This window comes from Streptomyces sp. H27-C3 (genome assembly GCF_030063415.1).
GTDB lineage: Bacteria > Actinomycetota > Actinomycetes > Streptomycetales > Streptomycetaceae > Streptomyces.
This window is the reverse complement of record NZ_JASITA010000008.1, coordinates 97588-110448: the sequence shown is the minus strand read 5'-3', so window position 1 is coordinate 110448 and position 12861 is coordinate 97588. Positions and strand designations below refer to the sequence as shown.

The following is a 12861-nucleotide window of genomic DNA, read 5'->3' as shown; positions in this document are numbered from 1 at the left end:
GAGAAGGTTCGTCGCCCCTTGTGGGAGTACCCACCGGCCGCACGCAAGGCAGTGATCAGCGAACGACGTAGGCGCTTCGGCGTAGACGATGACGAAGGACTTGAGCCGTGACGTGGGATGACTACGACCGGCGCGCCCTTGAGCGGCTGGTGAGCAAGTGCGCGGAGACCGGCGAAGGGTGCTGGGAGTGGTTGGCATCACGCGGTGGCGGTGGGTACGGAAACTTTCACTATCGGGGAACCAACAGGACGGCGCATGTCGCTTCTTACCTGCTGCACATCGGTGACATCCCGGACGGCTTGCAGCTCGATCATCTTTGCCGACTGCGAGCGTGCATAAACCCGTACCACCTAGACCCCGTTACCCCATCCGAAAACACCATTAGGTCAGATCTAGCGGAGCTTCGAAAGACGCATTGCCCGCAGAGGCACGAATACGACCAGGCCAACACATTTGTCGGAGCATCTAAGGCAGGGCGACCCTTCCGAAAATGCCGCGCGTGTGATCGGAACGGAAAGCGCAGAATGAGAGAAGGCGGCGTTGGGTAAGCGCGGAGTGGTCACGGACTATGCCGGGGAAGAGATCTACCCCGGCGATCTCATCAACTACGCGGCCCGGCAAGGCAATCGGGTACGCGTCTCAGACGCCATCGTCATCAAAGTGACGGCCGTCATTGAGAGCGGGCGACTTCGCCCAATGCTCAAGGTGCAGCCGACCGGCACTGAGTCCGGCTTCACGAAGCGCCGGACAATGCGCGCCGAGTGGATCAGCGCGGAACACGCGCGGCTCATCATGGCGAACGCCACGGGCGACGACGACTGACACGGACACCAGGGCCGGACGGTACCCAATGCGGGGCCGTCCGGCCCTTTCGTGTATCTGCACCGACTCACGTGAGTCGGTGGTCAAGGGGAGACATGGAACGGAAGATGACGGCCGACGCTGCCCCCGCACTGGGGGACGTACGGCAGATGGGGCGCGGTGACACGCTATGGCTCGCTCAGGGCACGGAGACGCGCCCCGACTGGTCTAGGTACACCGACGCCATAGGGGGCGCTGTAGCGCGCGGCGCTGACGCAAGGTGGGTGCGGTAGTGGGCTTCTGGGTTTGCGTGGGTGTGCTCGCCGTGCTCGCCGTGGTGGTCTGCTACCTGGTCGGCTGGGCTGTTGAGTCGGCACTGAGCGCGCTATGGGGGTGGCTTCGTGGCTAACCCCAACAAGGTCAAGGGCACTCAGTGGGAGTCAGACGTACGCGACTACCTCAACGCGGCGCTAGGTCTGGTCGATGAATACGGGAAGTTCCTTGACCCGTTCGACGCTCACAACGTCCGGCGACCGGCTCAAGAGGGGTCGGCCGACGTAGGCGACGTGCACGCCGTGCCGTTCATCCTTGAGTGCAAGAACGTCAAGCGGGCGAGCGTCCCAACGTTCCTACGGCAAGCGGAAGTTGAGGCGCGAAACGCGGGCTTCCCGTACGGCGTGGCCGTGGTCAAGGTAGCCCGGATGAACGTCCGGCGCGGCAAGGTGCATTTCAGTGTCGGCACGTGGACGCGCGTACGGCTCGCGCTGGGTCTGCCGTCTCGTTCGTTTGCGGAACGGTACGGCTTTGCTGCCTGCCTTCGGGGACTGGATACCGGCAAGTGGTACGTGACCACTGACCTTGAGGCGTTCCGGTGCTTGCTTGCCGACGTGCGCGCCCAGCATCACGCACGGTAAAAATCTGGCCCTCAGCCGGCTGCCGCATCGGGGGGTGAAACGGACATGATGGGCACCGCGGAATGAACGCAGAGTTACCAGCGGACTGAGGCAACCTTCGCGCTCAAGGGCGAGTAACGAAGGGAGTTGGTTACGAATGAAGTTCGCTGATGTGCTCGCCCGGTTCGCAGACGTGACGGAAGAGGCGGACGGGGGTTACCTCGCTGTGTGCCCGGCACACGCGGACTCGCGTCCGTCTCTCCGTATCTGGCGTGGCGACGATGGCAAGGTACGGATTACGTGCCGGGCAGGCTGCCCGACTGAGAACGTGGTCAAGGCTGTAAGCCTCACGTGGGCCGCGCTCTTCAACGCGACCGGCCCCGGTGCCACGGTGCCGCGTGAGCGTCCGGCCCTGGTCGGTGCGGGCCCAACTGCCGCACTCACTCAGTACGTTGACCAGACTGTTGAATGGCTGCATGACCCTTCGTCTCAGGTCGGTGCCGAAGCGCTCGCCTATGCCGCCGCACGCTTCGGCGTTGACGAAGACACGGCCGATGACCTTTGGCTAGGTGCTGACGACGGTTTCAGCATCCCCAAGTTCCCTTACCGCGCCCGTGCGTTCACGCGGTACCCCCGGCTGACCGTGCCCCTTCTCGACTTCGCGGGGGTGGCTCGTGGCTTGCAGGGTCGAGACCTGAGCGGGGCGTGTCCTGGTCGGTGGGTCTCGCTCCGCAACCCTGACGGGGAGCGCTGGGCCCCCTACGGGGTCTTCAAGGGGCAAGGCGGCTACGGGGTCACATTGGTCACTGAGGGGCCCGGAGACGCGCTTACAGCCGTTGCGGTGGGCTATGACGCCGTTGCCGTCCGGGGCGCGAGCCTCGCCGGTAACCCTGAGATTGCGGCCGAACTCGCTGACGGGCTCAAGGGCTCGCAAGTCATCGTTGCCGGGGACAACGACGCTGCCGGACAGGGATTCACTCAGCGCCTTGCTGAAGGGCTCGCCGCTCATGGCGTGGCCGTCTTCACGCTGAGGCTGCCCAACTCCGGTGACGACCTTACGGATTGGCGCGAGCGCGACCCGCACGCCTTCCCCCTTGCACTTCACCATGCGGTCAAGTCAGCCCGCCCCGTGGTCGATTCGGAGCACGCGAAGGCTGAGGCCGTCTCGGCTGAACTGACCGACCGCACCGGTACCGACGTGGTCACCAGAGACCAGGGCAGCGAAGCGGCCCGCATCCTTGCCGGACTCATCAACCGCTATGGCGAGTCGGACGCCATGAATGCCCATGCGCTAGTTGCTTGGGCGGACGGCTGCATTCGCTTCGCTCCGGGGCTGGGCTATTACGTGTGGGACGGCCGCACTTGGGGTCGCTCAGAAGTCCGCGTAAGGCAAGAGATCCACCGCATGGGGGCCGCCCTGGTCTTGGCCGGTGAGACTCAGAAGGCGCGGGGCTTCACGATGACCACGCGCATTGACGCGCTGATGACTGAGCTTCGCAGTGTGCCGCATGTCCACGTGGACGCTGCCGACTTCGACAACCGGCCGGAACTTCTGAGCTTCCGGAACGGGACCGTTGACCTTCGCACCGGCCGAATGCGCCCGCATGACAAGAACGACATGCTGACGTACACCCTTGATCTGAACTACAACCCGCAAGCGGAGTGCACCCGTTGGGAACAGTTCCTCACGGAGATCTTCCCCGGCGAAGCGGAGTTGCCCGGCTACCTGCAAAGGCTGGTCGGCTACGGCATTACCGGCAGCACCGCCGAACAGTGTTTCTGTGTTCTCTGGGGCAAGGGGGCGAACGGCAAGAGCGTCGCCACCGACGTACTCACGGCCGTCTTCCGGGCAATCAGCCGGACAACCCCGTTCGCCACATTCGAAGAGAAGCCGTCCGGTGGCATCCCCAACGACATTGCCGCGCTCAGGGGCTCGCGTCTCGTCATGGCATCTGAGGGCGAGTCCGGCAAGCCCATGAGTGAGGGGGTGTTGAAGCGGGTCACCGGCAAGGACATGATCAGCGCGCGCTTCCTGCGGCAAGAGTTCTTCGAGTTCAAGCCGACGTTCCTGTTGCTTCTCGCGACGAATCACAAGCCGAAATTCCGGGGGCAGGATGAGGGGCTTTGGCGACGCGTGAAGTTGCTGCCGTTCACTCGCTGGTTTGCCCCCGGTGAGCGGGATTACGGCCTTGACGCAAAGCTCTTGAAGGAGTCCGAAGGCATAGCCGCATGGGCCGTGCGCGGGGCCGTCGAGTGGTTCCGTGACGGGCTCAAGGACCCTGCCGTCATCACCAGGGCAAGCAAGGACTACCGGGCGACCAGTGACGCACTCGCCGGATTCTTCCCCGGCGTGCTTGAGCCGTGCGACGAAGAGCACGTCATGAACGGCAACGACGCTTTCAATCATTACTTGGATTGGTGCGAGGCGGAGAACTTGCCCGCGCGCGAGCGCTGGACGCGCCGCACCTTCTATGGCGCGCTCGAAGAGCGGGGGGTCACCCGCATTGCGAAGCGTGCCGGTATCGCGCTCGCCGGTGTGCGCATGGCGGACCCGAATCCCCCCAGCGAAGGACCCGGCATCTTCGCCAAGTAGCGCACACCGACAACCCCTCAACAGGCCACCGACTCACGTGAGTCGGTGGCCTGTTTGCGTAAGGAGAGAGCGCGCGTGCTGACCTACCGACACCCGATTGCCGGGGATGTGGTGAACGTCCACGTACCGGCCACCCCCGAAGAGCTGGACGACTTCCTTGCGTGGGCACGTGAGGCGAACCGAAGCGGCCCGATCGCGCTGGACACGGAGACCACGGGGCTTGACGTATTCTCCGACGGCTACCGCTTGCGCACGGTCCAGTTTGGCGACGCGCATGACGCATGGGTCATTCACTGGGAGCGCGGGGGGCACTTCCGCCGTGCTGCCCTTGAGGTGCTGACGAAGGCTCGCCGGTTCCTCATTCACAACGCTGCCTTTGACTGGCTGGTCCTTGACCGGTACGCGGGTATCTCCCTAGAAGACCTAGCGCCCCGCACGCGAGATACCAAAGTGATGGCCGCTTTGGTGGACCCCCGCCAACCCCAGGAAGGGGGCATTGGGACGGGCCTCAAGCCCCTGTCCGCGTACTACGTGGACCGGACGGCCCCGGATACCCAAGGGGACCTTACGGCCGTCTTCCGGGGGCTTGGGCTCACGAAGGCAACCGGCTGGGCAGCCATCCCGCTAGCGCACCCAACTTACAACCTGTACGCCGGACTTGACGTGATCCTCACGGCCCGTCTGGAGCCCCACCTGACGGCCGCACTCGCCACGCTGGGCGTGCGTGACCGGCTCGTTGAGTACGAGCATGAGATAGCCCGAATCTGCGCGCACATGCAGCGCAAGGGCATCGTCCTTGACGAAGAGTTCACGCGGGAACTTGCTTCCGCACTCAGCGACGATGCACGCGAGAACGCCGACAAGGCTGCCCGGTACGGCGTCGAGTCGGTCAACTCGAACAAGCAGATATCCGAAGCGCTCGCCGGTATGGGGGAGTCCCTGACGGAGCGGACGGCAGGCGGGGCCGTCAAGGTTGACGCATCGGTCTTGCTCGCCCTTGCCGACATGGACTTGCAATGGAAGCGTCTGGGCATCCGTGAGCCCAACCCGCTTGCGCTCGCCGTGCTCCGGAGCAAGCGCGCCGGTAAGTGGCGCTCAGCGTACGCAGACACGTTCCTAGAGACCGTGGACAGTAGCGGCAGGGTTCACCCGTTCATCAACGCTCTACAGGCCCGCACGGGGCGTATGAGCATCACGCGCCCGGCACTTCAAACCCTGCCGTCGAGTGACCAGATGATCCGGCGTTGCCTTCTCGCTGACGAAGGTCACGTCATGGTCAGTACGGACTTCAAGGCCGTTGAGATGCGCGTACTTGCCGCGCTCGCTGACGTGAAGCGCATGAAGGAAGCAATCCGCGCGGGCGAAGACCTGCACGACTTCACGGCATCGCTGGTATTCGGCCCCGACTTCACGGAAGCGCACCGCAAGCTAGCGAAGGGCATTGGGTTCGGAAAGGTCTACGGGGGTGGTGCGGGAACAATCCAGCGGCAGACCGGCGCACCCATGGCGGAAGTGGAGAATGCCCTAGCCGCCTATGACCGCATCTACCCGGAGATCAAGCGAGCGTCCGGCCGGTGGCAGCGTGAAGCACGCGCAACCGGAATGGTCCACGTGTCGGCTACCGGCCGACGCCTGCCACTCGATAGGGACCGTACCTATGCCGTCGTGAATTATGCGTGTCAAAGTGCGGCGCGCGACGTGTTGGGGCAATCCATGCTCAACATGGAAGCGGCCGGATTGCTTGAGTACATGCGCCTGCCCATTCATGACGAAGTGCTCGCGTCCATACCCGCTGCCGACGCTGCCGACATTGCCCGCGAATTCGAAAAGGCAATGACGTTCGACCTGTTCGGCGTGCCTATCGAGAGCAAGGCAGATGTGGGCGGTCGTTCCTGGGGCTCGCTTTATGGAGCGGATTTCTGACCGCTCCGCGGCTTCACTCTCCGTATACCAAACCGAGGCCGGCGGGCAACGCAGAGTGATTTGCAGGGGCCCTATGGGTCGGTTTGACCACCGACTCACGTGAGTCGGTGGTCCGTGATCACTCCGTTACTCACCTCATCAATCAGGCGTACAACCCCTCATTCGGTGTGCGTACTCCAATCAAGATCGCGCCACACTCGCAACCGTCCATAAAGACAAGCAGTCTTACCCATCACAAACGCCGTTGTCGCGCTTTTGTTCTGAATCTACGTTCAGCGCAGCAACGACGAAGGCAATGCGCAAGCCCCGTTCGAGCGATCCCGGACGGGGCTTTGCCATGCCCTGCATGTCCAGACGCTTTGGTGACTCAGGTCACCTATCGGTCTTTCGTGCTTCGCCCCGTTCCGGGCAACCCTGCCGCTCCGCAAGGAGTGCCAGCAACCCACGGAACACGCGGAGCACTCCAAATGATCGACCTGACCGAAGCACAGATTGCCGCCGCTAAGGACAACGACCTTGCAGCGGTCGCGGCCGTCGTCAAGGCCACCGAAGAGCGCGTACAGCAATTGGCTTGGAAGTACGCCACCGGTTCCGGCCGGACAGACCAGAGCCTTGCCGAAGACCTTGCCCAGACCGGCCGAATAGCCGTATGGGAGGGACTGAGCCGCTTCAACGGGCATTCAGTGGGGGAGTTCTTCACCTTCGTTGACCGGACGCTCAAGGGCTCCATGAGCGACGAACGCAAGGTACAGATGCGCCAAGGGGTAACCCGTGACCGCGCGGCCAACTTTGAGCGCGCCTTGTCTCTCGCGAATGGCGACCCGTACGAAGCCGAGTTCCTGGTGACCACCACTGAGGCCATGGGCAAGGACCGGACCCTTAGCCCCGAAATGGCGTACGCGGCCCGTCTGAGCTACCAGGGTCTTGAGTACCTTGACGCTCCCCTTGGGGAGAGCGAGACCGGCGAGAGCATCACGCTTGCCGACACGCTTGCCGCTGAGAGCGGAATACCGGTTGACCTTCTTGAGCCGAGCGACTATGACCGCGAGCGCCGCAAGAAGACGGGGCTAAAGGTCCGCAAGGTCCTTTCCCGGCTGGGCGAACATCAGCGCGTCGTTCTCATGGGCCTTACCGGCATCCTCCCCGTGGACTTCTACGGCACCGAACGAGACGACGAACTCTCAGCCGACCACGGCATCCCGCGCAATCAAGTGCGCATAGTCCGCAGCAAGGGCAAAGACCGCTTTGCCGAACTGTGGCTTGCCGCCGCGTAGTCGAGAGGAATTCGGCGAAATGAAATTCACGACTGCCGACGGCAGCACGGTTGAGGTAACCCGCGTGGGAATCCGGTCGGATATCCACGTGCGCGACGCTGCCGGGCGCACGGTCGCCACGGTCACCATGAACGGCCACGACACGGCGGGGCTTCTCACCAACCTTCGCGCCAACACCTGAACACCACACAAGGAGAAACGACGTGCTGAACGTAACCCGCGAAACGAAGGCGACCCTGACCGCGAAGAACGGCGGTCGCGTGCTGGCATGGCACACCGACAAGGAACGCGGAACGCTGAGCGTGGCCGTGCCGGGCGACCGCGCGAAGCTGACGCCGGTTGAGGCGCGCAACTTGGCCGCGTGGCTCATCGACGCCGCGAAGGCCCTAGAGACCCCTGACCACTCACCGCTTCGTACGGCCATGCTCCGGACCGAAGAGCGCGCATCGCGCTGGTGACCACCGACTCACGTGAGTCGGTGGTACCTTTTTGGAATGGAAAAGGCCAAGACGTGCAGCGCTTGCGGGAATTTCAAGCCGCCCGAGGAATTCCCCGCATCGGGCGTGAGTCCGAAAACGGGGGAGGTCAAGCGGAATCAACCTTGCAAAGCCTGCAAAGCCGCGCGGCAGGCAGACAGGCGCAAGGCGGACGCCACGGAAGGAAAGGCAAGGGACCACGCCCAAGATAAGATTCGGAGGCGCGCCAAATTGCTGGGGATTTCGGCAGGCGAACTGAATGCCCTGATGGATCGGGCGTGTGGCGTGTGTGGTGTGGAGTCCAATGCGGGTTGGCAGCGGAACAGCGCCTACCAGCACCCCATTACGGGCAAGTTGGTTGGCACAGTGTGCACCAAGTGCGCATCTGGCATCGGATACCTGGGGCACGACCCTGCCCGCATCGCGCGCGCATTGAAGCTCGTTCAATAGCTCCCGAGGGACGAAAGGTAGAGCAATGGCGAACAACACGGATCGCGTGGAATTCCTCGCAACGCTCGGTGCGACACTGGGGGATGCGACCACGCCCGAAGAGGTGACGGCCGCGTATGAGCTTGCGAGAAACGAAGGCCGCCCGCTGGGCAACTCCGCCAACTGGCAGGGTGCTTGCGACTGGTTGACCGCGAACTACGACGAGGCGACTAGCGCCGACCGGCGGAAGTGGGCCGTCGTCGAAGGGTCCACTTTGCTTGCCTACGCGAACACCTAGACCACCGACTCACGTGAGTCGGTGGTCTAGAACTGAGCCTCCGTCAGCAATGACGGGGGCTTTCTCGTGCGCCGAAACAACTTGCTTAGCAAAACTAATGGCATGTGCACGTGACGTGTTTCACAAAAGAGCAAGATCCTTAAGGGAACTTAAAATTGCAGGTGGGAGCCGCGTACAACCATCGGATGAGACCACGGGTCTACACCTGTGCCGAAGGATGAGATTCCGCTTAAGCGCTACCGCAATACGAACGCGTGTTCTAGGGTTACGGCATGGCTACGCACAGTGCAGGGGACGTACTTGTGTCGGTCTGGGTGCCAGAGCTGGGGGACAACCGTCTGTCTTGGCACCCGTGCACCGACTTGCCTTCACCGCTGAGGGAGGAACACATCAACACATGCGATGACACGGCTTCCGTGCTTCGCGCTCAGGGGGCGCTAGTCGCTCGCCTGCTGGGGAGGGGCCGGTTTCACGGCTTCCGGATGACGGTTACTGACGGCCGGTCCGGCGAGCTGGTTGGGCTCGCTGAGTGGTACTCAAGCCCAGAGACAGGGGCCTATCTGCCCTATCCGGGCGGGGCCTGGTCGGCGTGCGACTACGGGCAGCACGAACACCACCAGGACGACACCGAAGAGCCTGCCGTGACGCTCGCTGCATGACGAAGGCGAACGGCACCGACTCACCTACAGGAGAGCACTCGCAGTACCGCACCAAAGCCCGAAAGGGCACGCACACGCACCATGGGGGTTCCATGTTCAACCGTCGCTTCACCCGCCCCGCCTTCGCGCTCAGTGCGACGGCAGCCGTCTTCGGTCTGCTGTCCTGGACGACGACGCACCCTGAGCCCCAGCCCGTGAACGGCCACAGAGTAGCCACTGAGCCCGTGCGCGAGCTGACCGGCCAGACCGGCCCCGAAGGGCCTGCAACGGCCCCTGAGCGGCCCTACGTTGGTCCGGTGGCCCCAGCGGTGCCCATGACCCCCAGCGGCCCACCAGCGCCCGCCGAAGACCCTGCCACGGATGCGGACGACGGCAACGAGCTGGACCACGACGCGAAGCAAGGACCGGAGCCGACGAAGAGCCCCGGAGCACCGACGCGCACCACGAAGCGGCGGCAGCCGGACAACGCCGAGAAGCCCAAGAAGAACCAGGGCGAGAAGAGCGAGAAGGACGCCGGACCGTTCGGCAAGGACAGCGTGGGCAGCGCGCTGGACGTGGTCATGCCGGGCACCGAAGACATGGTTGAGAAGGTGCCGGACTGGGCTTGGCCATTCCGGGCGTACCTCACGACCGTTGCCGACCCCGGAACGGCCGTTGAGCTTGAGGTGACGGCCACCGACCCGGAGACGGACGCCGTGACTGTGATGGCCACGCTGACGGCCGCTGACGGCCCCGGAGACGGCACGCCCATTGAGGTAGCGGTCACGGTGACCCCACCGGCCGACGAGACCCCCAGCGAGCCCGTGACAGTCTCCGTTGAGGTGACCAACACCGAGACGGGGGAGAGCGCCACCACGGAGCGCGAGACCACGCCGGAAGCGGTCACCGTGGTTGCCACGGTCACCACCGTCGCAACGGTCGCTGACGTGCTGCAAGACGGGTACGCGCCTGCCGCGTGATCACGGAGCGTGAGTCCGTGGGCCCCCTATGTCCGTTTCACCCCCCGGAATTCTGGCCGGCTGGACCCCAAATTTTTACGCAGGGTAGCGAAGAGCCCCGCCGCTCCGAAGGGTGGAGTGGCGGGGCTCTGGTCGGGGGCTGGGGTCGGCCGGTCAGCCGTGGGACTTGGCGAAGGCGACCAGTCCGGCGAAGCCTTCGGCACTCAGGTTCAGGTGCGGGCCGTCCGGGTCCTTGCTGTCCCGGACCAGGAATGCGCCGGTGGCTGCCGCGTACTGCGGAGCCCACTCGATGCACTCGCCACCCTGCCCGTTGCTGTAACTGCTCTTGACCCAGTCCGGCGCGGACACGTTCTCATTTTTCGTCATCTTCATACTCTTTCAGGTACGCGTTCAACAGGGACACGCTCTCTCCGCCGTCAAGGGCTTGCGACCGGGCAATGTCTAGAAGCGTTGTCAGCTCCAGCACATCGGCCGGAGTCTCGACGGACACGCCGGACGCGAACGACTCGACATAGGCAAAGGTCGCGCCATCTCGGAGGGTGAGCAAGCTCAAGCTACCGCCCATGAGCGGATGCACTCCACGGGAGAAGGGGGCGACTTGAACCTGTACGGCGCTCTTCGACTCGATCATCTGGAGTATGTGCCGGATCTGCTCAGCCATGACGGACGGACCGCCCACCGGCCGACGCAAGGCCGCTTCATCCATGATCGCCCAGTACAGGGGCGGTTGGGCTGAGTCCAGCACCGCCCGACGATGCGCCCGCTTGGCCACTTGCAGTGCGATGTTCTCAGCATCCTTGCCCGGCATCGACTCGACGTAGAGGGCCGTCGTGTAGGGCTCAATCTGGAGAAGTCCCGGCACCACGCTTGAGTTGAACGTCTGGATGCGACCGGCCCGCTTCTCCGCCTCAAGGACCTTGTGGCCCCACTTCGGCGTCTCAGCGGCCATAGCCCGCGCCACGGCCGCTAGGTCGCTGAACAGCCCGTCTGTCTCATAGAAGGCGTCCATGGTCTCGGCCAGTGCGGCGGACGGCAGTTGCTCGCCGCTCTCAACCCGACTCAGGTACGTGTGTGGGAACCCCAGCTTCTCAGCGAGCGCGCGGAACGTAAGACCAGACCTCTTCCGGGCCCTCTTGGCGCGTGCGGCCAACATTTCCGCAGGTGAAGCGGGCCCGTCGGCCTCTTCCGGCTCTAATTCCATCCTGCTGACCCCCTCTCAAGTGCTTGTTCACTAAGGGTATTTGGTCACACGCCTTCCGTGTACCTGACTCGTTCCTTTGGCAATGGTGGGGAGACCGGAAGCACCCGCCCCCACGGGTGACGGCCAAGGTTCGGAGCTGGCATGACGACGGCAGGCAAGCCACAGACAGCAGGCGACACGCTGAACGATGTGAAGGCAGCGCGCGACGAGCTGGCCGACGCGCTCAGGGCGGTGGGAATCACGCTGCCGTCTCTCAGGCTGGATGTCGCCTCTTGTTCCGGCCCCGCCGCGTACGCCTTGATCGAACTGGGGCGCTGCAACGTCCAGACGGCCCGCGCTCTTGCTGCCGCGCTGAGCGGCCCGACCACGGAGGCAGAGCGGTGAGTGACACCAGGGCCGAACCGGTGCTTCGCGGCCCCGCCCTTGAGCCCGTGCCCGTGGACGGCTGCGATGTGTGCGGGGCTCTGGCTCGGCAGCGTGAGGCGGCCCGAATCCTGGGAAGCCCCGTCACGGTCCGAAGCTGCAACGAAGAGCTTGCGGCCCACCCGCACCGAAGGGCCGACCGGTCATGAGGACGAAGAACCCCGTGGCAAAGCAGCCGCGAAGCGTGAAGCTCGCGCCTGCCTTCCCCAGACCCGAAGCAATCGAAGTGGGGTCGGTCATCTTCGATCGCGACTACGAAATGCCGGGCACCGTGCGCGAAGTCGACGCGCCGTTCATCGAAATGAGCCGTCCGACCGGCCTTACGTGGCGCGTCCACTTCCGAAGACTCCGACCGGCAACCGAGTGGGAGCAGCGGCAACTAGTTGCGGTCGGCAGGCTGCACAGGCAACGGCAGAAGGGCAGGCCATGACGACGAAGACGCGACCCGACGAAACGACGGATTGGGCAGCGGGCACCGTCGGAGAAGACGTGATGACCGTGCACAAGCTCAGGGGTCCGCTCAACGACGACCGGCGAACGAAGGAACTCAAGTCGGTCTGTGGTGCGGGCAAGGCCCGAGACGAGAAAACCGTATGGGCTCGCGCCGTGAACTGCCCCCGCTGTCTCTCCGCCTCATGACGTTGCCCATACCGAATCCGACGCTTGATATCCGGCCCCGTACTCCGTCGACGGACGACGGCAACCACTGGGTCACGGGTGACTGTTGGTTCTTCTGCCGACGCGAGCGTGTACGTGTCCTCTGGGTCGGCCCCGCGCTCACACCGCAAGGGCACGCTGATGTGTTCGCCTGTGAGTTCTGCATGAACGAGCTGACGCACAAGGCACAGAAGCAATTGCGGGAACGGGACCGACGCGAGTTGGTAGCCCGCTAAGACTCCCGTCCCTGCCGGACGTACCGAATGCCGAGGCTC

General features: G+C 64.1%; 16 protein-coding genes. 14 read left to right on the top strand and 2 right to left on the bottom strand.

Translation table 11 applies throughout. The features are described from left to right. The first annotated feature begins 107 nt into the window (after positions 1-107). The 11 genes from QMK30_RS38770 to QMK30_RS10125 all read left to right on the top strand — a co-directional run bounded on the left by QMK30_RS38770 (position 108) and on the right by QMK30_RS10125 (position 10305). Entirely contained in the window at positions 108-548 is a 441-nt protein-coding gene (locus QMK30_RS38770; protein ID WP_502963108.1) for an HNH endonuclease, read from the top strand. A 7-nt stretch (positions 549-555) separates the two neighbouring features. Further along, positions 556-822, top strand: a complete 267-nt coding sequence (locus QMK30_RS10170) for a hypothetical protein (RefSeq protein ID WP_283516957.1) — start codon at positions 556-558, stop codon at positions 820-822. Positions 823-1202: 380 nt separating this feature from the next. Then, the gene (locus QMK30_RS10165; RefSeq protein WP_283516955.1) at positions 1203-1715 is read left to right on the top strand and encodes a hypothetical protein; all 513 of its coding nucleotides are present in this window, start codon (positions 1203-1205) and stop codon (positions 1713-1715) included. A gap of 136 nt (positions 1716-1851) precedes the next feature. Then, positions 1852-4287: a phage/plasmid primase, P4 family gene (locus tag QMK30_RS10160; RefSeq protein WP_283516954.1), complete on the top strand. Its 2436-nt coding sequence runs from the start codon at positions 1852-1854 to the stop codon at positions 4285-4287. Positions 4288-4362: 75 nt separating this feature from the next. After that, positions 4363-6210 carry a DNA polymerase gene (locus tag QMK30_RS10155; RefSeq protein ID WP_283516952.1) on the top strand — a complete coding sequence of 616 codons (1848 nt, stop codon included), beginning with the start codon at positions 4363-4365 and terminating at the stop codon, positions 6208-6210. A gap of 467 nt (positions 6211-6677) precedes the next feature. Further along, entirely contained in the window at positions 6678-7484 is an 807-nt protein-coding gene (locus QMK30_RS10150; RefSeq protein WP_283516950.1) for a sigma factor, read from the top strand. Positions 7485-7503: 19 nt separating this feature from the next. After that, positions 7504-7665 (top strand): hypothetical protein, encoded by a 162-nt coding sequence (locus QMK30_RS10145; RefSeq protein ID WP_283516948.1) that lies wholly within the window; start codon positions 7504-7506, stop codon positions 7663-7665. Positions 7666-7687: 22 nt separating this feature from the next. After that, on the top strand, positions 7688-7942 hold the full coding sequence (locus QMK30_RS10140; RefSeq protein ID WP_283516947.1) for a hypothetical protein: 255 nt from the start codon (positions 7688-7690) through the stop codon (positions 7940-7942). Between the two features lie 36 nt (positions 7943-7978). Beyond that, positions 7979-8410, top strand: coding sequence for a hypothetical protein (locus QMK30_RS10135; protein WP_283516945.1), 432 nt, complete (start codon positions 7979-7981; stop codon positions 8408-8410). A gap of 25 nt (positions 8411-8435) precedes the next feature. Further along, a complete protein-coding gene (locus QMK30_RS10130; RefSeq protein WP_283516943.1) occupies positions 8436-8687 on the top strand; it encodes a hypothetical protein in 252 nt (83 codons plus the stop codon). 655 nt (positions 8688-9342) lie between these two features. Next, the gene (locus QMK30_RS10125; protein WP_283516941.1) at positions 9343-10305 is read left to right on the top strand and encodes a hypothetical protein; all 963 of its coding nucleotides are present in this window, start codon (positions 9343-9345) and stop codon (positions 10303-10305) included. A 153-nt stretch (positions 10306-10458) separates the two neighbouring features. On the opposite strand, the gene QMK30_RS10120 is transcribed toward QMK30_RS10125, so the two are convergent. Further along, a complete protein-coding gene (locus QMK30_RS10120; RefSeq protein ID WP_283516940.1) occupies positions 10459-10671 on the bottom strand; it encodes a DUF397 domain-containing protein in 213 nt (70 codons plus the stop codon). Next, positions 10658-11458, bottom strand: coding sequence for a helix-turn-helix domain-containing protein (locus tag QMK30_RS10115; protein ID WP_283516938.1), 801 nt, complete (start codon positions 11456-11458; stop codon positions 10658-10660). Before QMK30_RS10115 ends, QMK30_RS10120 begins: the two co-directional genes overlap by 14 nt. 189 nt (positions 11459-11647) lie before the next feature. Here QMK30_RS10115 and QMK30_RS10110 point away from each other — a divergent pair, with 189 nt between their 5' ends. The 3 genes from QMK30_RS10110 (at position 11648) to QMK30_RS10100 (ending at position 12568) form a co-directional block, all read left to right on the top strand. Beyond that, entirely contained in the window at positions 11648-11890 is a 243-nt protein-coding gene (locus QMK30_RS10110) for a hypothetical protein (RefSeq protein ID WP_283516936.1), read from the top strand. Between the two features lie 202 nt (positions 11891-12092). Further along, complete coding sequence (locus QMK30_RS10105) at positions 12093-12359, top strand: hypothetical protein (RefSeq protein ID WP_283516934.1); 267 nt, start codon at positions 12093-12095, stop codon at positions 12357-12359. After that, a complete protein-coding gene (locus QMK30_RS10100; RefSeq protein ID WP_283516933.1) occupies positions 12356-12568 on the top strand; it encodes a hypothetical protein in 213 nt (70 codons plus the stop codon). Before QMK30_RS10105 ends, QMK30_RS10100 begins: the two co-directional genes overlap by 4 nt. Positions 12569-12861 lie beyond the last annotated feature (293 nt).